Origin of the sequence: Moritella marina ATCC 15381 (assembly GCF_008931805.1) — a bacterium.
Classification (GTDB): Bacteria; Pseudomonadota; Gammaproteobacteria; order Enterobacterales; family Moritellaceae; genus Moritella; species Moritella marina.
The window spans coordinates 1,566,043-1,588,846 of sequence record NZ_CP044399.1; the positions used below are offsets into that span (position 1 = coordinate 1,566,043).

Below are 22,804 nucleotides of genomic sequence, written 5' to 3' on the forward strand. Positions count from 1 at the left end.
CTGAAATGTAAATTTAATCGAGGTTCATTTGATGCTAACTAAAGTGATAACAATTTCGACAATACTATCACTCACATTAAGCGCTAATGCGAACGAGGACATTACACCTTACGTTGTGGGTGGTGTAGATAGTAAAACATTAGAATTACCTTGGCAGGTATATATCGAAATTGATAAAAATGGATCTCGATATGCGTGCGGGGGAACATTAATCACAGATACTTGGGTTGTTACCGCTGCTCACTGCTTAAATGAGAATGATCTTCGAGATTCATTTACGGCCGTTAAAGCAAGTCAAGTAACCGTATATTCTGGTGGTATCGATAGGTCAAACAGCGGAAATCAATCTTCTAATTCACTGTCCAAGCTCATTGTTCATCCAGGTTATAGCGAAGTAACAAACACCGATGATATTGCATTATTACAATTATCTGCACCTGCTGCATCGCCTGCACAGGCGATAAAATTAATGGATAACGGCTTACAGATCGATGCCGATATTGAATTCAAAGCCGGTATTGGTAATAACTTGGTCTTATCTGGTTGGGGGCGCACGTCAACAGATGGTCAGCAAAGTACAGATATACTTCAAAAATCTGCAGTTACCGGTATTTCAGATGATAGTTGTGCAATCACTTGGAGATGGGCTGGGCGGGAGGCTAATTATATTTGTGCCAATGCCTTTAATCGCGGATCTTGTAATGGTGATTCCGGTGGTCCACTTATATGGCAAGATAAAAATGCCATTAGTGATCGTGACCTTGGTTATCGATTAGCTGGAGTCGTCAGCTTTGGGCATGCGGATCAATGTGCAAAAAATAATACACCTGACGTTTATACTGAAGTGAGTACTTATCGTAAGTGGTTAGTTGATACAATTGAATTGAGTGACTCTTATCAAGCGCCAGATCCTTTATTTACACAGGATATTTTTGAGGTTTCAAGTGAGCCGATGGAAGAGAAAAGCGGAGGGGGTCTAGGCTATTCACTGTTACTTTTATTGACTGGGTTATGGTTGTACCGCCGATCTTAATACGTGCTTAATTAATGTGCCTATACTTACCCTATAAGACATCACTTAAAGGTGTAAGTATGCTCACAGTTTCTCAATTGAGACGTCATTTCCGTATTACTACACTGTCGATACTATTCAATTTTTATACCCCAAGTATTGCAGCACAACAATATAGTTTACCAGAATCTGGTTCAAGACTGATTGGCGAGCGAGTACAACATGAAGTCAAAGTGGGTGATTATTTCCACGCGCTGTCACAACAATATAATATTGGCCTGATCGCGTTAATGGCCTCTAACCCAACCGTTGATCCATTTCTACCTTTACCTGGCACTATGCTGGAATTACCGACTCAAATGCTACTACCAAACGTCCCCCGACGTGGCATAGTAATTAATTTACCAGAACTGAGGTTGTACTATTTCCCTAAGAACACCAGCAAGGTTCACGTTTTTCCTGTTGGGATTGGACGAGAAGGTCGGGCAACCCCGCAAATGGATAGCTTTATTCAAAGTAAGCTTAAAAATCCCGCTTGGACACCGACATCAAAAACACGTGCCGAATATTTACAAAAATACAAAATGATACTGCCGGCAATTGTACAGGCTGGTAAATATAACCCGTTAGGTGATTTTGCGTTAAGGTTGGCTCATGGCCACAGTAATTATCTCATTCATGGTACAAATCAAGCGTTTGGGATCGGTATGCGTATTAGTGCGGGATGTATTCGGATGAATCCGGTTGATATCGAGTGGTTATATAACAATGTTAATATTAATGAGCCTGTTAAAATTATCAACAAGCCGATAAAGTCCACATTAGAACCCGACGGAAAACGTTACTTGGAGGTACATTCGCCTTTGTCTTCTAACATGTTAGACGATAGTGATAGTAAGAAAGACATATTGAAGATACTTGAAATTGATAATAGTGTAGATAAAATGACTATAGATAAAGCCATATTACTCCATCATGGATTACCCATTAATATTAATATTTAATCAATGAATAAAGCAAAGGGGTTAAGTAAAAGCTTAAGTTAGATCAACACGATACTGTTGCTCTAACTTAAGACACTGGAGAGTCTATTTACTATAGGAAGCGGCTATATTATCAATACGCATGTTGGCACGTTCGGCTTCTTCTTGGGCTTTTTGAGCCGCATCTGTTGCTGATTGCACCATTGATTTCAACGCATCTTGTTCTGATTGTAATGATTGAACCTGATTTGTTAATTCACTGACTTCTGAATTCAAACCACCAACACTATCTGTAAGATCGGCCTTGTTGTTTGCACAGCCTGTAAGTAGTACTGCTGTCGTGATAACGCCAGCAACGAGTAATTTTTTCATCATTGAAATTCCTCTCTCGATTAGTCTTAATAATCACACACATTGGATTTGTGTCACCGTTAAGTATGTCAGAGGTTTTGGAATTTTCCACTTAATAGGATTAATAGTCTGGTAATGATTGCGTCAAATGCTCTATATCTCGATGTAATAACGCATCATCGGCTAAGTTTAATTGAACTAAACGGCGTAATTCAGAAATACTATTAATATCAATACGGGTACAACGCATACCTAATACATGTTCTTCATTATGGATAAGAATAGCTTCCATCATAATGACTTGTTCTGGCGATAATTTAATGGACAATGTGATGAGTTGGTTTATATCAAAGACTACATTTCTTGGTCTCGTGCAAGAAAGTCCACGCAGAGATAGATCGATAACATTTGTTTCCCATTGATGCCCATTACAGGTTAATGAAGCATCGTGGCTAAATAAAACACGCTGAAATTGACGCTTATTTTTCATAATAGCACCTATTAATTAACTATATAACTTAATATATTAGGCTAAAAATGATCATTTGGCTGGTGGTTAAATCCCAAAAATTAACTATTATTATGATTATATCTAATACATTAAATAGACAGCGATTAAATTCATTCATGTCCGGATGAAGGCTTGTGGTAACACTTAGGTTTTTATGCTTTAAATACCATTATTAGCTAGGAGAACAGAGTTGTTGCTCAAAAGATCATGGTGTAATATGACGAAACGAACTGTTAGTTAGACTTACGAGTAGCCATAAATGCAGATTGAAGATTCATTTTTACCAATTCTAATCACCCAGCACGGTCAAATTAAGTCTTGTAACCACGTCTTTTCAACATTGCTGGGGCTGACTTCTTATGACGTTATTAATCTTAAAGCGAGTGGTTTATTACACTTAAAGATTGATGATGAATATTGTGATATTAATACGCTATTTGATTGTTCGAAAGATATTCTTGAAGATGAGGTTCACAGAGGTGAACTTGTAGACTGTAATTATTATCATATAAAAGTTGAATTTTATTGTAAAAAAATTGAAAATAATACGTTTAAGTTGTCCTTTAGAGTAACTGAAAATAAAGCCATTGATCCCATTTCTGGGCTACCAAATGGATGGGCGATGAGTGCTAGAGCAACGCATTTATTTAATACGCAGAATACTCATTCCCTCACACTTCGGATGTTAGTCGTCAGTGTCGATAATTTTTCTACTATCAATTTCCGCTATGGCTTTGATACTGGGGATGAATATCTTGCCGTTTTTGGCAAACACCTGCAATCGAAATTACAACATGAAGGCTTAGTTGTTCGTTTTTCAAATGCTCGCTTTGGTATTTTAATCGAAAACAGAGGTGATCTATCACCGCAGGACTTTATTGATCATATTACAACTATTTGTCAAAACCTATGCCAATGGTCATTAGCACCATTATGCTTAACTCATAATCTTATGGTGAATAAATCAATTAGTATTGGGATCAGCGCTGAGCATAGCGAATATGATAATTATTTCGCGATGGAAATTGCTGCCGAGACTGCAATGAGAGAATCAGAGCGACACAGTAATTCATATTATTATTTTGCCAAAACAACGATTAAACCTGATTTGATGATGAATAAGTTGATTATTGATGAGTTTCCAGTGGCTATTGAAAATTCACGGATCAAGATTCATTATCAACCACAGTATGAGCTTACAGACAATAAATTGGTCGGTTTTGAGGCTCTGTCTCGTTGGATTCACCCAGATTTAGGCTACATAGCACCTGACGTTTTTGTTCGTATTGCCGAAGATATAGGGCTGCATTTCGAGTTTGATTTATGGGTCTTTACGCAAGTTTGTAAACAGATTGTTCAATGGCGAGAAATAGATGTTAATAGCCCAAGGATAGCGATTAATATATCCTTCAAAACGTTAGAAATGACCAGCTTTGTTACTCGCTTACAAGCTATTATTAACAACACTGGTTGCCCTAAAAATTTACTTGAAATCGAGGTAACTGAAACGGCGTCAATCACTAATATGCTAACATTGATCGATAATGTTAGGGCGGTTAAAGCTCTTGGATTACATATTGCCATTGATGATTTTGGTACTGGCTACTCATCATTAAGTTTGGTAAGAACACTTCGATCATCTCTTGATACTTTAAAAATAGACCGTTCATTAATTGCCGACATATGTGATTCAAAGTTAGATCGAGAATTTGCTCGTAAAGTGATTGGGCTAGGGGAAGTGTTAGAAGTTAAAGTACTTGCTGAAGGTGTTGAGACATCAGCGCAGCGTGATCTTTTACAAGCACTTGGTTGTGATTATGCACAAGGTTATTATTTCGACAAAGCGCTTAGCGATATAGACGCTAAAAATTTAATCATTAACCAAAACTTCGATTAAACTTTACTCCTTTTTCTTTCTTCCATTTTAAATCGCCCGCTATTTATAAATATTTGATCGTGTAAGGATAGATTTCAATTTGTGACTGTCTGACTATCAATGATAGTTAACAAAGATGAATAGAGGTTATCCCTATGAACAAACATTTACTTGCGACAGTTCTCGCTACTAGCTCTTTTATTTCTCCAAGTTTGATGGCTGCAGATGTCAGTTTCCCTCATTTAGAAACAACCGGTATGGGGGAAATTGTGACTCCGCCAGATATGGCGTTATTTAGCGTACAAGTTTCTGAATTAGGCAAGACAGCAAAAGATGCTAAGCATGCTGTTGATAGCGCAATAGCAGCATTTAACCAGCGCTTAGAAAATGAAGGGGTCGCTAGAATTGATATTGAAAGTTCGAATATATCTCTGCGTCCAGAATACCTTTATAAAAAAGATAACAAACCAGAGTTAATTGGTTATCGTGCAAATAGACATGTCACCGTCACTGTGCGTGAGCTAGATAAATTAAATCAATTTTTAGATGGTGCGCTTGGTGATGGTATTAACAGTATCAATAGTATTGAATTGAAAGTAAGTAATGAGAGTAATTATCTCGAGCAAGCACGCAAAGCTGCGATCATGGATGCGAAACAAAAGGCACAATCTCTTGCTAATGGCTTTGATGAGGAAATTGATGGGGTGTGGAAGATTTCATATCGTCCATCTCAATCACGGCCTGTGATGATGAGAGCGATGGCTATGGATAGTGGTGTGAATATTGAGTCATCATACCAAGATACACAAATCGTTATTCGTGATCAGGTCGATGTGGTATTCCGTCTTAAAGATTAAGGTTGGTTACCTTGTTATAAAAATTCAGGCCTTGCAACAGCAAGGCCTGATTTTTATTTATCACTTAATTATTTAGAAAAACTAAGTGGTTTTGAACTTAGCGTAAAATGATCTAAGTAAGCTGTTGAATCACGATCTACAGCCCATTTATCATCGTTACCGCCATGCCATAGCTGGGTAAATTGGTAATTAATTGCATGTATACCGCTTTCAGAAAACGTCATGTTCTTACGCTCAAGTACCTTAAAACCATTCACGTGGATAGTTACAATGCCATTGGCCTGGTGAGCGTCATTCATTTTCACATATTGTTCGATAAGATAAGTCTTTTCACGTTTGAATGAAAAGTTTTTACCTTCGTGTTGATAATCAATTTCATCACCACATGTTTTAGTCTTATCCTGATGATAGAAGTAACCAATGGCGCGACCATTTTCACGGAACATTGAACGTAAACTAAAACCTTCGTCTTCGCCTACCGTTGAACAACCATCGGGTTTTTTATCAACATTCGGGTTTAACCCTGCAAGCCCTGGTATTTTACCGCCCATCGAAAAGTCATAGTCTTTACCAAAATTTATCTGATATGAGAAATACAATTCGTTATACTCATTTAACTCTTTACCTGCAGATATCCCTTCTTTGTAGGTATCCTTTGGATGCGTTACCGCTAACTTATTAGAACCATTCATCGTAATGATATTTGCTCTACCAGTTACGCTTCCCCATTCATTGTTAAAGTCTGAATTAAACATTGATGATGTATATTCACCATTCTGCTGATTCTCAAAATCGATGCTATCAATGATACCCTGCGCATTGTTATAATCAACATTTGGTACGACGTCATGAATCTGACTTGGATCAGTTGGACCTGGATCTGGTGTCGGATCAGGATCTGGTATTGGGTCTGGAACTGGCAATGGAACCGGAACTGGAACTGTTTGAGTGTTGTCATCATTTGATGAAGATCCACCGCATGCAACTAAAAATGTACCAGTAAATATGCAAAGTAATAATTTTTTCAAATGAACTCCTAACTCGTCGTTGTTTTATTTTTAAGCATGCTATCGTCGTTTTTTATACTGCGCAAGTTCGTAAAACGAACAATATCTGTGTTTTATGTTCGTAAGTCTTTGGTTTGGACTTCTAAGTATTTGACGTTAAAAGGGCTAAAATTATTTTAAAAATAATTCAATTTTATAGTGCTATATCTCATTTATGTGCTACCGCTAGTTATTTATATAAATAGCAAAGGGTTTTTAATGATTAAAACGCTATTTTTCACCTGTAACTTAACGTCACGTTAGTCCATTATGGCCGCGTGGCCGCGTGGCATTTACCATTTTCTATAGGCATAAAAAATAAGACCTGGCCAGAGCAAGGTCTTAAATGTAATTAATAACTAGATTATTTAGAATAACTTAAAGGTTCTGTACTTAGCGTAAAGTGATCTAAGTAAGCTGTTGAATCACGATCTACAGCCCATTTATCATTGTTACCACCATGCCATAGTTGGGTATATTGGTAATTAATTGCATGTATACCGTTTTCAGAAAATGTCATGTCATTACGCTCAAGTACCTTAAAACCATTTACATAAATCGTCACAATACCATTGGCTTGGTTAGCGTCATTCATTTTCACATACTGTTCGATAAGATATGTTTTCTCACGTTTGAATGAAAAGTTTTTCCCTTCATGTTGATAATCAATTTCATCACCGCAATCTTTGGTCTTATCCTGATGATAGAAGTAACCAATAGCACGGCCATCTTCACGGAACATTGAGCGTAAACTAAAACCTTCATCTTCACCTACCGTTGAACAACCATCTGGTTTTCCACTCACTTGTGAATTTAAACCTGCAAGTCCTGGTAATTTACCGCCCATCGAAAAGTCATAGTCTTTACCAAAATTAATCTGATATGAAAAATATAATTCGTCATGTTCGATTAACTTCTTGCCTGCATTTATCCCTTTTTTGTAAGTATCTTTTGGATGAGTTACCGCTAACTTATTTGAACCATCCATCGTAATGATATTTGCTCTTCCAGTAACGTCGCCCCATTCATTATTAAAATCTGAATTAAACATTGATGACGTATATTCACCATTTTGCTGGTTCTCGAAGTCGACACTATCGATGATACCTTGCGCGTTGTTATAATCTACATTTGGTACAACGTCATGAATGTGACTTGGATCCGTTGGTGGTGGAATTGGACCCGGACCCGTTTGAGGATTGTCATCATTTGATGAAGAACCACCACATGCAGTTAAAAATGTACCTGTAAATATGCAAAGTAATAACTTTTTCAAATGAACTCCTAACTCGTCTCTGTTTAATTTTTAAGCATAGTACTGGTACTTTTTAATCAATTCAAGTGCGTAAAGCGAACTGCTGTTGTGTGTGATACTTGTAAGTCCTTGGTTTGAAATTCTAAGCAATTGAAGTTAATGGGCTTAAAATATTATAAAAAAAAATTAATTTTATAGTGTTATATCCTATTTATGTGCTAGCGGAAGTACTTTTTATAAATAGCAATGTATTTATTACTCATAAATACGCTATTGTCTCCACTTTTGTGCATGACAAAATAAATGTTATAAATGAAGTTAAATAGGCTAAGGAATATAGGAATTAGTAAATCTAATGGATATTTTGGAGTAAAAGGATGTTTAAATTGAATCTATTTACGGAGTGAAAGTATGCTATTAAGGCATTATTACCACCTGGTATTTGTCATTTACCGAGTAGGGGGGTTAACAATTATTTGAAAATAAATATAATTGATGGTTAAAAATAGGCAGGCATTGCCACTGAATATCTGTAGTTCTACAGGATTACACTAATATTTAGTATGTCACCCGCTAACATAGAAGGCATCAAATGATTATTCGTGATAAACCAAGTGTATTTAAACTGTTTTTTATTCTAGAAGGTTCCATTATTCCGTTGGTCTTTCCACAAATATTATTTATTGCGTTACTCAGCACCTTAGTTGCATTTGCACAGTACAGTTATCCCATCATATTTCCAACTTATACGATTGCGCCATTTACCCTGTTAGGTGTCGCACTATCCTTGTTTTTAGGTTTTCGTAATAATGCCTGTTATGAACGTTGGTGGGAAGCGAGAAAACAATGGGGGCAGTTAATAGTCGATTCTCGTAGTTTAGCGAGACAGGTATATTCATTTATAGATAGTAATAAAGAAGGGGGGGAATTAATGCAAAAGCGGTTAGTTAATCTGACCATCGCTTTTAATCATGCATTGCGGCATCATCTACGTAAAACAGAACCGTGGGATGATATACGAAAATTTTTAGAACAAGAAGATATCGATTATCTTAAGAAATCCTATAATATTCCAGATTCAATATTACGCTTGATGGGGGTAAAACTTGGTACATGTAGACATAAAAAATTATTGTCTGATTTTCTCGTTCAAAGTATCGATGAACACATTACATCAATGACAAGTGTGCAAGCTGCCTGTGAGCGAATCGATAATACGCCATTACCATTTGCATATCGATTACTTGTTCAACGTACATCTTATTTATATTGCATCATATTACCCTTTGGACTTGTTGCGTCTCAAGGATTTGCCACGCCACTATTTTGTGCAATAGTCGCGTATACTTTTTTTGGATTAGATGCATTAAGTGAAGAGTTAGAAAAACCATTTGGTTTATCTTCTAATGATTTACCACTGCACGCAATGACTCGTTCATTAGAAATTAGTCTGTTGGAATTGATGGGGGAAACTAACTTACCCGAGCCTATTAAACCTAAATCTCATTTAATAGAATAGGTATTTTTATAATTTATAGTACTTACTTTCTATAATTATTGAGAGTAAGCACTGTAAATTAACAAGCTAAGCTGTTTTTATTTTCAATAAATATTTAGGACTCACGCGATAAATCAACAGTGAAAACAATATTAAGCAACAACCTATCAATTTTGTCATTCCCATCGTTTCATCGTACCAAAGCATGCTTAAAATTACAGTCCACACTGGTTCTAAAATCATAATGATCGCCGCATTTGCTGTCGTAGTATTTTTTTGACCTGCAGTTTGTAATGCATAGCGTAAACTCGTTGCAATAAATACACTCATCCCTAACCAACCCCAGGTTTCAATACCGATTAATTCTGGCCAAGTTTCGGTGAGTAATGACACGGTAATACCTAAAAGACCGGTAACAAATAACTGAATACAGGTAAGGACGAGTGTTGGTATCTTCTGGGCAAAGTGACTGTTTAAATTAAACTGAATCGCTAACATCAACGCTGCAATTGCAAACCAGATTTGACTACCTGATAACGACCAAACACTACCTTGTGATAGAAATAACAAACCTGCAATCGCGAAAGGTAATGAAAACCAAAACATGCGAGGTGGTCTATTTTTAAATAATAACCAAGCAACAATAGGTACTAACAGCATAGATAAACTCATGATAAAGGCACCTTCGCCCAATGAGTCACTGATCGATATGGCATATATCCAAAGTAATATTGCAGCGCCAAGAAAGCAACCAACTGTTGAAGCTTGGAGTAAGGTTTTACGATCTAGCGAGAAAAGACCTCGATAACAAAAAGGCAGTAATAATAGCGAGGCAAGAATAAACCTGATGCCGATGAACCCAGCACTGGGTAAGCCTTGAATAGCTTCGCTAGAAAATATCCAACCGGCAGATGCGAGTAACGTAGTGATCACCAGTATAGAGTCGGCTTTGTGATTTTTTGGCATTATGTTCCTGAGGGGCAATTTTAGTTAGTCATGATGAGACCTGTATTTTAACGCCATTCTTTTCAACTTCCCATTCTAGGCGTTGTATTAAATATATTTAATTTTCTAAATTGATTTATAGCTGACGATAACTGAATGTCACATCGGATATGAACAAGTTACATACTTACTTTCTTACCAACTAGTAATAATAACAAGGTATTCGCCTCTATTAATCAAACATAAACTCCATTAGCAGCCGTTTTCATATATTAGGTGATTTTTACGCGTTGTTTTTAAGTTGTTGTATTATAACGATTAAAATTAAAATGTTAATTAGTATGTAAATTTAAGGTCATGTTTTTACGGCACATCAAATACAGCTGTATGTATATACAGCTGTATTTGGTGAAGTAAAATGTTGTCAGTGGTTAGTTGTAGGAACATAAATATTATATATTTCCATTTAAATCTATTTGAGAATAGGGTTTTGGTTAATATATGGCAGTATATCAGTGAAAACCAGCTTATAAAAATTCATTTAAAATCTCTTTTTTACATGTAAGGTGTTGATTATTAATTGTTAAATGTGTTTTTATTGGTTTTTAATGGTGTTCTGTGTGAATTCTGATGATTATCATGGGTAATGACCTCCATAAATCAAAAAAAACGACCTAAAGTGAGTTGAGCATAATTCCTGATATGAATAGTCCTAATTTAAGACTTATGATATGACGTCGTTTAACAAGTAAAAGTAAATCCAATTATAACTTATTTATATTTCATCGTGATTATCTATAAAATCACAAACAAACTCCACTTTGACGCAAGTTGATATTCAGAATGTGTTCACATTAAAATCTAAGTGTGGATTATATGATAAATTATTTAAAGTGAAAATTAAATGCATCAGTAATCGCCTAAAACAAGCTTTGTTTCGTATAATGACCGTTAAACGAAATAAAGGCCTTGTATTTCAGTGTTTTAGGCTGAATAATTTAAACCCAAAATATTTAATATTAATATTTATTTTGGGGAGCATAATATTAATATATTATTACGACACTGTAAGATTATCTGTTTAAATAATTAAAAGCCATTATGTAAAACAAAACAAAGTCTTATTAAAAGCATTAATTACTTAAAATATTAACATTTGTTTTTGAATAATAATTCTTATATAAACTCAAAGTTATGCTATTATGTATTCACTTTAGTTCAATTTTAAATATAATAGAACTTTACCAACTCTCATAGACTCAATGGTAAAAATATGAAAATTAAGCCTGACGCAACCAGAAAGAATAGTACGATAAGAATGTATGAAGACTTACTTGAAAAATTAGAAACAATAAGCGAACAATGCAATGTTTCAAAAAGTCAGTTTGTTGAAGGTATGCTTGCGGATGTTTTTGAACATGGCATGAATAAACTGTTGCTAGGGACGGGGATTATTACCGTACACCTAAGTAATAAGATCACACGAAAGCATGCTGAAAATGTGTTGCTAGAAAACTATGCAAAAATTAAAAACACGCTGTATGTTGAAACGGATAATGATGATACTGAAATTACCGTCAACTTAAATGGTAATGAGTTTAGCCATGATGATGTAAGCTGTATGTTTCATGCCACGCTAAACGAAATGGTTCAGCTAATAGATGGTTAACATTTCTATTTATTACATTGATGAAATGTAGTGGGTTGATTGGAAAGGCTGATGTCTTTCCATTATTTACCATCGCGTGCGAGGAGGTTTGATTTATTCGGTGTTAGTGATGGTTTCTAGTCGTTCTCTAAATTCTCTGACCGTCGCAAATTTATTATTCACGCCACGAGTATATAGTTCAACCATTCTTAATGTTTTCCATCTTCCCGCTCGCATAACTAATGAGTCATCAAAACCCGCGCTAACAAGATCGCAAGATGCGCCGACTCGAGCTGAGTGACCGCTAAAAGGTCGTTCCGGTAAATCAATATGATCTTCAAAACCAAGCATTAGGTTGTGTGCAGTAATAGTATGCCATGTGTTAGCAAATACCAATTCAACGGTTTTCGTCGATATAGCTTTATCATACGGGTTCGGCGTTATATCGCTAATCTTTAGCGTTTCTAATTTACCGCCACGTGGGGTAATACGTTTAAACAGAAATTGGCCGTGGTGTGCAGCTACTTTTTGTAAATATAAAGGCAGTAATTTAGAGGTGAATTTACTTAAATGCACGATCGAACCATCTAATGACTTATCCGTTTTTGAATTAGTAATGTTGATGTTATATAGACCATTCACTTTTTGAATCTGATCGATAAACAAATTACAGGCTTCACTTTCACGTAGCAAACCGTCATAACAAATGTTCAATAGTAAAACATTGCGGATGGAAAGCAGTGAATTGATATCAAGTTTATCGTTTACAAATTTAAGGTGGCCATAAGAAAAGGCTACGGCTTGCTTACGCTTTACACCGAGTTTTACCTCTTGTTTATATATTATCTTCAATCGAGCGGTAATAATGGTTTTGAAATAAGGGATCTCTAAACCCGCTAAACTGTGTATTTTGGAAACAGCCCAGGCATAAATACGTAAGGTTTGTGCTTTACAACCACGTTCATTTTCTTTGATAAGGAAAGATTCAAGTACAGTCGCATCTTGCAAAGGCAAGGGGATCACATTACGACTAGCGCAATAATCATTAAATTTACTGACATGGAAATGTAGTGATTTTAGCGTGTTTTCTTCTAATTGTTCTTTACGATCACTGAACCTAATGAGGTTTTCAATGTGTTCTTCGCTCAAGTTATTAGATGCTACAATTGAATTATTATTTATATTTATCAATGCTTTAGGCATTACACATCCGCGTTTATCAAAGACCTTAAATATTATCGCGTCAATTATAGCATTAACAACTGTATAAGCAAACAGTATAAATGGCTTGTTTTTTCGTGCGCTACGTGAAATCTGAAACGCTGATTAGTATCCTAGCTAGTAGATTTCACGTAGCGTCGCGTAAATGACTCATTCATATAGTAATTATACGAAATAATAAAATAGAATACGACTATGTTACGACCGTTTTTATGCCATTACGTAATGAAAGAGCTTTATCGTGGTTTACGTATTTCCGCAAGCGGGTGTACTTTTTGGATAGAAAATGCAATATTCTGGAATCTTATTGATAACAATGGGTCTTTCGCCGTCAAGCTGCTATCTTTAAATCATAGACTTGCGAAATAATATTCTGTAAAATCAGTTTCAAACTAATATCGCATTTCAATTATGCTATTAGTTTTCACTTCGTATAACCCCAATAATATGGATTGGGGGTCTCTACCAGGAACCGTTAACTCCTGATTACGAAGAGTTTAGTACATCAGTACTTTTCTCTTTGTAGCTTTTTTCTTATTAAAGAGAAGTACTTAATAAATCTTATTAGGAACTTAATCATGAAACAATTTATTCAAGACTTACCAAAAGTAGAACTTCACTTACATATTGAAGGCACGCTTGAACCGGAATTGATGTTTGAACTGGCCGCACGTAACAATATTGAAATCCCATTCAACTCATTTGCTGAAGTAAAAGACGCGTACGATTTTCATAATCTCCAATCATTTTTAGATATTTATTATCAAGGTGCTAATGTACTCATCACCGAGCAAGACTTTTTCGATCTCACTTGGGCTTATTTACTGCGCTGTAAAAACGACAATGTAGTGCATACTGAGGTATTCTTCGATCCACAAACACACACAGATCGTGGTATTAGTTTTGATACCGTCGTGAATGGAATTGATAAAGCATTAACTAAAGCGGCAGAAGAATTCAATATTAGCAGTCAGTTAATCATGTGTTTTTTACGTCATTTGGATGAAGAGTCAGCATTTATTACTTTAGAGCAGGCGTTAGCACATAAAGATAAGATCATCGCTGTTGGTTTAGATTCGTCAGAAAATGGTAATCCAGCCAGTAAGTTTGAACGTGTATTCGAAAAATCATTGAGTGAAGGTTTTCTCACTGTCGCTCATGCTGGTGAAGAAGGACCTGCGAGTAGTATTCGCGATGCGTTAGAGCTGTTGAAAATAACCCGAATTGATCACGGTGTACGTTGTTCTGATGATGATCATTTTGTCGAAGAGTTAGCAAAACTAAGAACGCCTTTGACGGTTTGCCCGTTATCTAACATCAAGCTTAAAGTATTTGAGGAAATGTCTGAGCACAATATTGTTGAGCTTTTACGCAAAGGTGTTTGTGTTACGATAAATTCAGATGATCCAGCATACTTCGGTGGTTATATGACGGACAACTTTATGGCTGTTGGGGAAGCGCATATGATGACTAAAGTTGAAATTGCCCAATTTACTTTCAATGCGATTGAAGCCAGTTTCATTTCAGAACTTGAAAAAAAGCGTTTGTTCTCAATAAATGAAGCCTACTTAGCACTTCATCATTCATAAATATCCCTTAATGACGAGTAAATAGCCGTTAATTATAAGCAGTAATCACTTAGTTATGAGTAAAGGTGGCCATAAAGTGCCATTTTTACGGGGATAGAATAAACACTGTATAGATATACAGTGTTTATTCTTATTACGTGAAATCGACAGTTATCTTCTTAAAACCAATCTTTTGTGCATTTGCAGCGGCAGAATCAATTGTCTTAAACGCTCTTGGTGTATTGGATTCTTCACGTTGAGAAGTCATCACATGCACATTTTTATTCGTTGTTTGGGCAATGATAATGTAACCATTCATCAAAGGTGCTCGTTTTACTGTTATTTTCTTCAGGCCGCCATTATCAAACAAAACCTTCAATTCTTTAAGTTCCAAGTTACTAAATCTCTATAAATAGGGTTAAATTACAGGTTATATTCTACAATCAAAAACTAATTTTTAACAATCAAATTTGGAATTTGATTGTGATTTATATGGTGTTTACAGCGTAATTTTACAGTAAATATGTTGTAACTATACCGTAGAGATGGCGTAATAATATGGTAACTATTGATATTTAGGTCGATAGTTAGGTCGATAGTTAGGTTCAGAATTAGTGGGTTTAAAATGTTTTTAGGGGATTTAAATAACTGAATAATATAAATGATAAAAATCCCAGCCTATGCTATTAGCTGGGATTTTTATCATTAAAGTCATACGTTTAAGTTTAAATTATAAATGTTAGTCCTTTAACTGTTTAGTGACCAATACTGCTTCTTTACTGTAATCTTTAATTTCACCTGATTGAACACGGGCAATAAATGATTGTAGCTCTTTTTTCACTACCGGCATTAAGAAATACAAACCGATAATATTGAAAATAGACATTGCAAAAATCGCTGCATCAGAGAAGTCGATTACAGCACCAAAACTTACGCTGGCGCCGACCACAACAAAACAACAAAACATAATTTTGTATACAAGTTCAGTCGTTTTACCTTCGCCAAACAAGTAAGTCCATGCCTTAAGACCATAGTAAGACCACGAAATCATTGTTGAGAATGCAAACATTACAACAGCGACTGCGAGTACGTATTGGAAAATATCTGCCGTTTCGGTAAATGCAGCAGCAGTCAGTGTTACGCCACTGAGCTCGCCATTGTTCATGCCTGAGATTGTAATTACTAAGGCTGTCATCGTACAAATTACAACCGTATCAATGAAAGGTTCCAGCACTGATACTAGGCCTTCTGTGATTGGTTCTTTGGTTTTTACTGCGGCATGGGCAATCGCAGCTGAACCAACACCGGCTTCATTCGAGAATGTTGCTCGCTTCATACCTTGGATCAATGCGCCAATGAAACCACCAGCAACACCTTCGCCAGTAAAGGCACCATCAATGATTTGAGCAAATGCATCTCCAATCATAGAAGCGTTAGATGCTAATACAATCACAGACATACCGACATATAATAACGCCATTGTAGGAACAAGCTTACCTGTCACTTTTGCGATTGATGGCATGCCACCGATAATAACCGATGCCACCATACAGGCTAGAATCACACCCGTTACCCAACCATAACCTTCTGGTAGACCCAATGTTTGCACTATCATTGCATTCGCTTGGTTACCTTGGAACATATTGCCACCACCAAGGGCGCCGAGAATTGTCATGATGGCAAAACCAACAGCGAGGAATTTTCCTAAGTTAGTGAAACCACGTTCTTTTAAACCGCGACTCAGGTAGTACATTGGACCACCTGAAACGTCACCATTTGGTAACTGATTACGATATTTTACACCAAGAGTACATTCACAAAATTTAGATGCCATACCTAATAGGCCACAAAGGATCATCCAAAATGTTGCACCGGGACCACCAATAGCAAGGGCCGCACCAACACCAGCAATATTACCTAATCCGACAGTACCTGACAGAGCCGTCGTTAATGCTTGGAAATGGGAAACTTGTCCTGGTTCGTCTTTATTCGGATCGGTGAAGTCACCTTTAACGATCTTAACTGCAAGACCAAAGCGTTTGAACTGCACAAAACCAAAATAGAAGGTGAAGATAATAGCGGCGATGAATAGCCAGCCAACAATGATAGGGAAGTTTGTCCCATTAACAGGAACGGATGTGAAGATTGTATTGGCGAACCAACTGAGGTTTTCGTTAAAAAACTGATCGACAGCTTTATCAAACCCAACTTGCTCGCTGGCGGCAAAAGCCGAAGAGGTAAACATGCTTAACATTACGATAATGTAGCGACTAACCTTTGTGATCATATTAATTCCATCCATGATTTAGCTGATTTAAGCGACAGGTAATAGAATAATTCACTATTCATTACCGTGTTTACCGCTCCATGGAAAAATAAATTAACAATATATTAAGATTAACTCAACAACCACTAAGGTTCATATTTAGTGGTTAATTTTGATTTTGTTTTTATATCTAGTGATTTGAACTGATTTAAATTGGTAGTTTAGGGTTAATGTTTTAGTGAAAGGGGTTTTGTTGGATAAAGTGTAATTAACGCAGTGTTACTGACGATCTGTTAAGGTAATCACCTTTTATTAGCATAATACTCTATAGGTGTTAGTCGTTTCGACGCTATCGACACACATCTTGATAAAGCTGCTTTGCTAGTTTCTTGATGGTATTGCCTTCTGGATGTGTATGCGCAAAGGTACGTAAGCCATATATTCCCATCATCAGATAATGCGCGCGTAAATCGGCGTTGCGTTCAGTCACAATCTCTTTCTGATCTATCGCTTTTTGTAACACTTGAGTGATCGCAAGTTGCCAGTTAGCAAGATGTTGCGTGATAATACGACGGACTTCTTCATCTTGTTCTGCAACTTCATTCAGTGCCTTAGTCAGTAAACAAGCGCGAGAGGCATCGCAACTCTGGCATTCTAAAACAATATTATCTAAATAAGCTTTAAGCTCAGTTAACACGGGTAGTGTACCGGTAAAGATAGCGGTGAACTCTGTATTTCTGTCTAAGCGATATTGCTCTAAAGCAGCGGGTACTTAATTGACCAATTCTTGCATCATGACAGTAACCGCCGTACTGACGAATATGGCCAGACACCTGAAAACATGTCACGTTTCGCATTGGAAGTTGTTGATGCTATTGCTGCCCGCATTGGGAATGACAGAACGGCGCTGCGTGTATCACCTGGAGCATACTTTAATATGGCTGGTGACAATCGTGACCGTGCTGTATTCGATTACCTTGTGCCTGAACTTGAAAAACGTGATTTAGCCTTCCTGCATATTGGTGTGTTCGATGACGCAATGGAATTTGACTATTTAGGTGGCCGCGCTTCAAGTTATGTTCGTAGCATATATAACAAGACACTCGTTGGTGTTGGTAGCTTTACCGCTGAAGCGGGTAGTGAAGCAATTACTGAAGATAAATTTGATCTGCTTGCGATAGGCCGACCATTTATTGCTAACCCTGATTATGTTGAGCGTGTTCGCGATGGCAAAGAACTGGTTGAATACTCAGATAGTATGTTGACGAGTTTGGTTTAAAATTAGTTTTGTTTGAAGTTAAGTCATTTGGTTTAAAGCTAAGTGGCTTGGTTTAGGATAAGCAGCCTAGTTTTAGATTAAGCAGTTTTGTTGTAAAGGGTTAGCATTGCGCGAGCCCTTTTTTATTAAAGCGTGTCTTCAAGCCATTGTTTTGGCGATATTCCCAATTTCTTCCTGAATACTCTTGCCAGCGCAGAGCCATTTTCATACCCCACGGCATTCGCCACAATGGACACAGGCTTGTTTTGTTGTAATAGACCCTTAGCAATAATAATACGCCAATCAATTATATAGTCCCCTGGGCTTTGACCTACAGTGCGCTTAAATACATCGGCAAATTTGGAACGAGACATCAACGCTAGCGCGGCCATATCCTCCAATCCCCATTGTCTTTCCGGTGCATCATGTATGGCTAACAAGACTTTAGACAGTTGTGGATGGGCTAGGCCGGCAAGTAGGCCATGTTGCATTATGTTGTTATCTATCACATGGCGTAGCACGTAAATGATAAAGATGTCCGTAAGGGAATTAATCATTGGCAGGCGACCGCTGTCTTCATTAAATGCCTCTTCAAACAACCATTGCGCTGTTTTCATTAACGCTTCGTTCTCACTGAGTTTAAAACATAACAATCTCGGTAAGGCATCCGCAATCGGGTTAGCGGTATTTTCACTATAAACGATGTTGGCACAAACCAGTTTCGGTGGATTATCTTTGCTCGCTATTACTCGGTGGGCATGTTGTGTTGGAAAAAACATGACCGTTGGCTCGTCAATTAAATGCGAAACTCCCTGTTCATCAATAATGGTTATCTCGCCACTTTGTAATAGATGTAAGTGACCTTTGTTAGGTTCCCGGTTGAAATTAGAAATACCGCACAGGTTTCCGGTGAAAAAAACATCTGTGTTCATCGAGAAACGTTGAAGAATGACTGATAACGGATCCATTATTACCTCATAGTAAACGGTTTGGACGATTGGGTTCAATACTAGGACTATGTCATCCCTTTAGACTTATTGAAAGCACTATATTGATAACTAAGGAAGACAATCTTCAAAGGCGTAAATAAATAGCACCACGCTTTTAATTACGTATTTGATTATTTATTAACAATAGTAAACGGAGAATATTATGAAACTTTCAACATTTGTAAAATCAACATTCATAACAACAGCATTGCTAGCAAGTAGCCTTACTTTTGCTGCGAACATTGAAGTTAACGCCAACAGTAACGACATCGCCATTAGTGGTTACGATACTGTGTCTTACTTTACCAAAGGCACGCCAACGAAAGGATCTAACGATTATACCGCCGCTTACAATGGGGCTATTTATCAATTTGCATCTGCAAGTAACCGTGATTTATTTAAAGCAGACCCAAGTAAATATGCGCCACAATATGGTGGTTTTTGCGCAATGGGTGTGGCGCTGAATAAAAAATTAGATACGGATCCAACAGCTTGGCACATTCGTGGTGATAAATTGTATTTGAACTACAATAAATCTGTTCAGAAAAAATGGAATACAGATATCCCTGGTTATATCGAAACAGCACAAGTTAATTGGGTTGATATTAAAGGTTTAACGGAAGAGCAAATCGAAATCGTATACGATTAAGGAAGCATTATGAATAACAAACTATTGGTAAGCGCAGCACTGGCGGCTGTTATGTCTACGGGGGTTATTGCATCAGCTGAAGCTGGCAGTAAAAAAGAAAAATGTTATGGCGTCGCTAAAGCAGGTCAAAACGATTGTGCTAACTTGGCTGGTACACATTCTTGCGCGGGACAATCAACCCTCAGTGATGACAAAGGGGAATGGAAGCTCGTGAAAAAAGGTACCTGTTCAGAATTGGGTGGATTGTCAAAAAAAGAAGCCAAAAAGTTATATACAGCTTCTAAATAAGACCTAGGAGAATATTATGTCGGTAAACAATAGCGATATATTAGTGGGAGTTGGTTTAAGGCATCCACACTTTACCGACATACTGATCTCAGCTAAGGACATTACTTTAGCTAAGGAAATCGACTTTGTTGAAGTTCATTCCGAGAACTTTTTTGGTCAAGGTGGCGCTGCCTTATCAGTACTTAAACAGGTAAGGGAGATATATCCTGTCAGTTTACATTCGACCTCTATGGGACTCGGCTCATTAGCAGATATCCCTGCGAGTTATTTAACGCGTTTAATGCAATTAACCGAAACGGTAGATCCTTTTTTAATGTCAGAACATGCTTGTTTTACATGGGGTCATTTACAAGGCCTAGGGCAAGGACAATTGATACATAGCGGTGATTTGTTGCCTATTGCGCACACGCATGAAAATTTAAAACGCATGTGTGATCAAGTCGATAAAGTCCAAACCTACTTAGGGCGTCAGCTCATTATTGAAAACGTGTCAGCTTATGTGCAATTTGATGAGAGTTATCTATCAGAGGCGGAGTTTTTAACGCAATTGTGTCAGCGTACCGGCGCTAAAATATTGTTAGATATTAATAATATTGCTGTTAATAGCTTGAATTTTGAAGACGGTAATATTCAAACATCGGTCAGCGACTATATAAGTGTGTTACCAGTAGATAGTGTAGCGCAAATACATCTTGCCGGTTGCAGTCCTGTAGCTGGTGGCCAAATGGTTATTGACGATCACGCGCGTCCTGTTTCTGATGCTGTATGGCAAGGTTATCGTCAAGCATTAACACGTTTTGGTGCTGTGCCTACATTGGTTGAGTGGGATTCTGATTTACCCACATGGTCAGTATTAGTTGGCGAAGCAAAAAAGGCACGTCATATAGCAAATGCTGTATTAGGCATTAATGCTGTAGGCCATGCGTTAGGAGCTAAAAATGTGTAAGCAGCATATCACTGATGAGCAGTATAGGAGTGAGCAGCAACGACTGTTAGATGCTATTTGGAGTGACGATCTCTCGAGTAAGCCGCTTTCAAATCCGATCACACATAGCCGGCATGGATTTAGTGCTCAAGGCATTGATATTTATCGTCGTAACTTACTAGCTAATGCTCAGCGTGCACTCAGTATCACTTTTCCAACTGTGTTTGAATTACTTGATAGTGATGTAAGTACCGATTTAGTTAAACAGTTTTTACAAATATCACCTCCAACACAAGGTGATTGGGCACAATGGGGAATTGATTTTGCTGATTTTATCGCTACAACTGATATATGTGCGGATTACCCATATCTTGCTGATTGTACTTCTCTAGATTGGTCTGTTCATTGTGCATTACACGGCAATGATCAAACTCTTGCTCAAGGTTCGTTAGAGATACTAGGACGCTGTGAACCCGAACATATATTTATAGCGTTTAATGACAATGTGCAATTGCTTAAAACGTCTTTTCCAATTGTTGAAATTTATGATGCTCACGATCATGACAATGAGAGTCAACGTAAAGCAGCATTGAATAATGCCAATCAATACTTATCGTCAGCGCTGGTGGATCATTTCGTCATGATCTATCGACCTGAGTTCCAACCTCACGTAACAAGGTTAACCAGTAGTGAGGGGCGCTTTACTCAATCTTTAATAGAGGGGTATTCACTTGCTCAGTCACTTGATGCCATAAATGATAGAGGTGACAAAGACGGTAACGGTAAAGAGCATGGAGAAGAACACGATCCTGATTTTTCGTTTCAGCCTTTTTCCTTTCAAGATTGGCTAGTTAACGCGATAGAAAACAATCTAATTCATTATTTTAAAGAGAGTTACTCATGAACAATTCAAATTCACTATTGTCATCAGCGCATCAAGTCTATCGACGTGTCGTTGCAAAGGTGACTATGCTAGAACCTGTCGTGTTATTAGCTGCGCGTGTTTATGTCGGTTGGGCATTCTTTTCATCGGGATTAACCAAGCTAAACAATTGGGATAGCACGTTATTTTTGTTTGAAGAAGAATACAGCGTACCCTTATTACCTTATGAACTCGCTGCTTACCTAGGTACGGCTGCCGAGATAATTTTACCTTTACTGTTAATGGCTGGATTAGCGAGTCGATTCTCTGCGTTTGGCTTATTTTTCGTTAATATTGTCGCTGTTATTAGTTTAGAAGACATCGCGGCGGCGGCATATGCTCAACATGTGTTATGGGGAGTATTATTGCTACAAATCGTGATATTTAGCGGAGGACGTTTTGCATTGGACCATGTAATTAAACGCAAAATCGTCAAAAGGGAAATATTGAAACAGAAATCAGTTGAAACTAAAATACCAACAATCTAGCGAACGATTTCTATGTACGATATAGCTGATAGCTAATCTACCTAATTAAGGGCATTTAAATTAGCGTAACATGCTGTCACCTGACTAAATAATGGCAAATGTGTATTCAAATGTAAGTATAACAAGGGCTAAATCCTATTCTACAAGGCATTTTTTGTGGAAATGACTTCTATTCTTCGTATACGTAATGTAGGGTTAGTGAAATGTTAACGGAATTGTAATAATTAACATTTCACTAACTGTTTCCT

At 37.1% G+C, this 22,804-nt stretch carries 23 protein-coding genes, 1 pseudogene and 1 riboswitch; of the genes and pseudogenes, 14 read left to right on the forward strand and 10 right to left on the reverse strand.

The window, feature by feature from the left end; genetic code table 11:
• The first annotated feature begins 31 nt into the window (after positions 1-31).
• Together FR932_RS07075 and FR932_RS07080 are read left to right on the forward strand one after the other, a co-directional pair.
• On the forward strand, positions 32-1,033 hold the full coding sequence (locus FR932_RS07075) for a S1 family peptidase (RefSeq protein ID WP_019440155.1): 1,002 nt from the start codon (positions 32-34) through the stop codon (positions 1,031-1,033).
• A 59-nt stretch (positions 1,034-1,092) separates the two neighbouring features.
• On the forward strand, positions 1,093-2,016 hold the full coding sequence (locus FR932_RS07080) for a L,D-transpeptidase family protein (protein WP_019440154.1): 924 nt from the start codon (positions 1,093-1,095) through the stop codon (positions 2,014-2,016).
• A gap of 84 nt (positions 2,017-2,100) precedes the next feature.
• Here the strand turns inward: FR932_RS07080 and FR932_RS07085 are convergent, their stop codons facing one another.
• Together FR932_RS07085 and FR932_RS07090 are read right to left on the reverse strand one after the other, a co-directional pair.
• Positions 2,101-2,370 carry an Lpp/OprI family alanine-zipper lipoprotein gene (locus FR932_RS07085; protein WP_019440153.1) on the reverse strand — a complete coding sequence of 90 codons (270 nt, stop codon included), beginning with the start codon at positions 2,368-2,370 and terminating at the stop codon, positions 2,101-2,103.
• 97 nt (positions 2,371-2,467) lie between these two features.
• Positions 2,468-2,836, reverse strand: coding sequence for a PilZ domain-containing protein (locus FR932_RS07090; protein ID WP_019440152.1), 369 nt, complete (start codon positions 2,834-2,836; stop codon positions 2,468-2,470).
• Positions 2,837-3,116: 280 nt separating this feature from the next.
• Between FR932_RS07090 and FR932_RS07095 the strand changes: the two genes are divergently transcribed.
• Both FR932_RS07095 and FR932_RS07100 read left to right on the forward strand, forming a co-directional pair.
• The gene (locus FR932_RS07095) at positions 3,117-4,754 is read left to right on the forward strand and encodes a putative bifunctional diguanylate cyclase/phosphodiesterase (protein ID WP_019440151.1); all 1,638 of its coding nucleotides are present in this window, start codon (positions 3,117-3,119) and stop codon (positions 4,752-4,754) included.
• 134 nt (positions 4,755-4,888) lie between these two features.
• Entirely contained in the window at positions 4,889-5,590 is a 702-nt protein-coding gene (locus tag FR932_RS07100; RefSeq protein ID WP_019440150.1) for an oxidative stress defense protein, read from the forward strand.
• Positions 5,591-5,658: 68 nt separating this feature from the next.
• Here FR932_RS07100 and FR932_RS07105 read toward each other — a convergent pair whose 3' ends face one another.
• The gene (locus FR932_RS07105) at positions 5,659-6,618 is read right to left on the reverse strand and encodes a polysaccharide lyase (RefSeq protein WP_019440149.1); all 960 of its coding nucleotides are present in this window, start codon (positions 6,616-6,618) and stop codon (positions 5,659-5,661) included.
• Between the two features lie 382 nt (positions 6,619-7,000).
• Positions 7,001-7,912: a polysaccharide lyase gene (locus FR932_RS07110; RefSeq protein WP_019440148.1), complete on the reverse strand. Its 912-nt coding sequence runs from the start codon at positions 7,910-7,912 to the stop codon at positions 7,001-7,003.
• A gap of 571 nt (positions 7,913-8,483) precedes the next feature.
• Here FR932_RS07110 and FR932_RS07115 point away from each other — a divergent pair.
• Entirely contained in the window at positions 8,484-9,410 is a 927-nt protein-coding gene (locus tag FR932_RS07115; protein WP_019440147.1) for a bestrophin family protein, read from the forward strand.
• 66 nt (positions 9,411-9,476) lie between these two features.
• Here FR932_RS07115 and FR932_RS07120 read toward each other — a convergent pair whose 3' ends face one another.
• On the reverse strand, positions 9,477-10,355 hold the full coding sequence (locus tag FR932_RS07120; protein ID WP_019440146.1) for a DMT family transporter: 879 nt from the start codon (positions 10,353-10,355) through the stop codon (positions 9,477-9,479).
• Positions 10,356-11,607: 1,252 nt separating this feature from the next.
• Here FR932_RS07120 and FR932_RS07125 point away from each other — a divergent pair.
• Entirely contained in the window at positions 11,608-12,003 is a 396-nt protein-coding gene (locus FR932_RS07125) for a ribbon-helix-helix domain-containing protein (RefSeq protein ID WP_019440145.1), read from the forward strand.
• A gap of 93 nt (positions 12,004-12,096) precedes the next feature.
• On the opposite strand, the gene FR932_RS07130 is transcribed toward FR932_RS07125, so the two are convergent.
• On the reverse strand, positions 12,097-13,185 hold the full coding sequence (locus FR932_RS07130; protein ID WP_019440144.1) for a tyrosine-type recombinase/integrase: 1,089 nt from the start codon (positions 13,183-13,185) through the stop codon (positions 12,097-12,099).
• Positions 13,186-13,428: 243 nt separating this feature from the next.
• On the opposite strand from FR932_RS07130, the gene FR932_RS21890 reads away from it, so the two are divergent.
• Complete coding sequence (locus FR932_RS21890) at positions 13,429-13,572, forward strand: MEKHLA domain-containing protein (protein WP_425325884.1); 144 nt, start codon at positions 13,429-13,431, stop codon at positions 13,570-13,572.
• A 40-nt stretch (positions 13,573-13,612) separates the two neighbouring features.
• A riboswitch (purine riboswitch) is annotated at positions 13,613-13,712 on the forward strand.
• A gap of 69 nt (positions 13,713-13,781) precedes the next feature.
• Positions 13,782-14,792 (forward strand): adenosine deaminase, encoded by a 1,011-nt coding sequence (locus tag FR932_RS07140; RefSeq protein ID WP_019440143.1) that lies wholly within the window; start codon positions 13,782-13,784, stop codon positions 14,790-14,792.
• 133 nt (positions 14,793-14,925) lie between these two features.
• Here FR932_RS07140 and FR932_RS07145 read toward each other — a convergent pair whose 3' ends face one another.
• From FR932_RS07145 to FR932_RS07155, 3 genes are all read right to left on the reverse strand, one after another.
• Positions 14,926-15,150 carry a plasmid replication protein RepB gene (locus tag FR932_RS07145; protein ID WP_240532357.1) on the reverse strand — a complete coding sequence of 75 codons (225 nt, stop codon included), beginning with the start codon at positions 15,148-15,150 and terminating at the stop codon, positions 14,926-14,928.
• A 360-nt stretch (positions 15,151-15,510) separates the two neighbouring features.
• On the reverse strand, positions 15,511-17,058 hold the full coding sequence (locus FR932_RS07150; RefSeq protein WP_019440141.1) for an alanine/glycine:cation symporter family protein: 1,548 nt from the start codon (positions 17,056-17,058) through the stop codon (positions 15,511-15,513).
• Positions 17,059-17,386: 328 nt separating this feature from the next.
• A complete protein-coding gene (locus tag FR932_RS07155) occupies positions 17,387-17,734 on the reverse strand; it encodes a TetR family transcriptional regulator C-terminal domain-containing protein (protein ID WP_019440140.1) in 348 nt (115 codons plus the stop codon).
• Between the two features lie 63 nt (positions 17,735-17,797).
• Here FR932_RS07155 and FR932_RS07160 point away from each other — a divergent pair.
• Positions 17,798-18,316: pseudogene (locus FR932_RS07160) on the forward strand (oxidoreductase); the annotation flags it as partial.
• A 125-nt stretch (positions 18,317-18,441) separates the two neighbouring features.
• On the opposite strand, the gene FR932_RS07165 reads toward FR932_RS07160, so the two are convergent.
• On the reverse strand, positions 18,442-19,263 hold the full coding sequence (locus FR932_RS07165) for an AraC family transcriptional regulator (RefSeq protein WP_019440138.1): 822 nt from the start codon (positions 19,261-19,263) through the stop codon (positions 18,442-18,444).
• Between the two features lie 184 nt (positions 19,264-19,447).
• Here FR932_RS07165 and FR932_RS07170 point away from each other — a divergent pair, with 184 nt between their 5' ends.
• Genes FR932_RS07170 through FR932_RS07190 form a run of 5 tightly spaced genes read left to right on the forward strand, consistent with a single transcriptional unit; the run spans position 19,448 to position 22,556 of the window.
• Positions 19,448-19,933: a YHS domain-containing (seleno)protein gene (locus FR932_RS07170; protein WP_019440137.1), complete on the forward strand. Its 486-nt coding sequence runs from the start codon at positions 19,448-19,450 to the stop codon at positions 19,931-19,933.
• Positions 19,934-19,942: 9 nt separating this feature from the next.
• On the forward strand, positions 19,943-20,221 hold the full coding sequence (locus FR932_RS07175; RefSeq protein WP_019440136.1) for a BufA1 family periplasmic bufferin-type metallophore: 279 nt from the start codon (positions 19,943-19,945) through the stop codon (positions 20,219-20,221).
• Between the two features lie 16 nt (positions 20,222-20,237).
• Complete coding sequence (locus FR932_RS07180) at positions 20,238-21,167, forward strand: MbnB/TglH/ChrH family RiPP precursor modification enzyme (protein ID WP_019440135.1); 930 nt, start codon at positions 20,238-20,240, stop codon at positions 21,165-21,167.
• Positions 21,160-22,050, forward strand: a complete 891-nt coding sequence (locus FR932_RS07185; RefSeq protein ID WP_019440134.1) for an HvfC/BufC N-terminal domain-containing protein — start codon at positions 21,160-21,162, stop codon at positions 22,048-22,050. Before FR932_RS07180 ends, FR932_RS07185 begins: the two co-directional genes overlap by 8 nt.
• Entirely contained in the window at positions 22,047-22,556 is a 510-nt protein-coding gene (locus tag FR932_RS07190) for a DoxX family protein (protein ID WP_019440133.1), read from the forward strand. The genes FR932_RS07185 and FR932_RS07190 overlap by 4 nt, the downstream gene beginning before the upstream one ends.
• The last annotated feature ends 248 nt before the right edge of the window (positions 22,557-22,804 follow it).

Excerpts from the sequence above, each read along its gene's own strand:
- FR932_RS07100 (WP_019440150.1), top strand. The coding sequence starts at position 4,889 with ATGAACAAACATTTACTTGCGACAGTTCTCGCTACTAGCTCTTTTATT.
- FR932_RS07130 (WP_019440144.1), bottom strand. The coding sequence starts at position 13,185 with ATGCCTAAAGCATTGATAAATATAAATAATAATTCAATTGTAGCATCT.
- FR932_RS07125 (WP_019440145.1), top strand. The coding sequence starts at position 11,608 with ATGAAAATTAAGCCTGACGCAACCAGAAAGAATAGTACGATAAGAATG.
- FR932_RS07140 (WP_019440143.1), top strand. The coding sequence starts at position 13,782 with ATGAAACAATTTATTCAAGACTTACCAAAAGTAGAACTTCACTTACAT.
- FR932_RS07090 (WP_019440152.1), bottom strand. The coding sequence starts at position 2,836 with ATGAAAAATAAGCGTCAATTTCAGCGTGTTTTATTTAGCCACGATGCT.
- FR932_RS07170 (WP_019440137.1), top strand. The coding sequence starts at position 19,448 with ATGAAACTTTCAACATTTGTAAAATCAACATTCATAACAACAGCATTG.
- FR932_RS07095 (WP_019440151.1), top strand. The coding sequence starts at position 3,117 with ATGCAGATTGAAGATTCATTTTTACCAATTCTAATCACCCAGCACGGT.
- FR932_RS21890 (WP_425325884.1), top strand. The coding sequence starts at position 13,429 with ATGAAAGAGCTTTATCGTGGTTTACGTATTTCCGCAAGCGGGTGTACT.
- FR932_RS07115 (WP_019440147.1), top strand. The coding sequence starts at position 8,484 with ATGATTATTCGTGATAAACCAAGTGTATTTAAACTGTTTTTTATTCTA.
- FR932_RS07190 (WP_019440133.1), top strand. The coding sequence starts at position 22,047 with ATGAACAATTCAAATTCACTATTGTCATCAGCGCATCAAGTCTATCGA.
- FR932_RS07120 (WP_019440146.1), bottom strand. The coding sequence starts at position 10,355 with ATGCCAAAAAATCACAAAGCCGACTCTATACTGGTGATCACTACGTTA.
- FR932_RS07165 (WP_019440138.1), bottom strand. The coding sequence starts at position 19,263 with ATGGATCCGTTATCAGTCATTCTTCAACGTTTCTCGATGAACACAGAT.
- FR932_RS07185 (WP_019440134.1), top strand. The coding sequence starts at position 21,160 with ATGTGTAAGCAGCATATCACTGATGAGCAGTATAGGAGTGAGCAGCAA.
- FR932_RS07175 (WP_019440136.1), top strand. The coding sequence starts at position 19,943 with ATGAATAACAAACTATTGGTAAGCGCAGCACTGGCGGCTGTTATGTCT.
- FR932_RS07180 (WP_019440135.1), top strand. The coding sequence starts at position 20,238 with ATGTCGGTAAACAATAGCGATATATTAGTGGGAGTTGGTTTAAGGCAT.
- FR932_RS07150 (WP_019440141.1), bottom strand. The coding sequence starts at position 17,058 with ATGATCACAAAGGTTAGTCGCTACATTATCGTAATGTTAAGCATGTTT.
- FR932_RS07080 (WP_019440154.1), top strand. The coding sequence starts at position 1,093 with ATGCTCACAGTTTCTCAATTGAGACGTCATTTCCGTATTACTACACTG.
- FR932_RS07075 (WP_019440155.1), top strand. The coding sequence starts at position 32 with ATGCTAACTAAAGTGATAACAATTTCGACAATACTATCACTCACATTA.
- FR932_RS07085 (WP_019440153.1), bottom strand. The coding sequence starts at position 2,370 with ATGATGAAAAAATTACTCGTTGCTGGCGTTATCACGACAGCAGTACTA.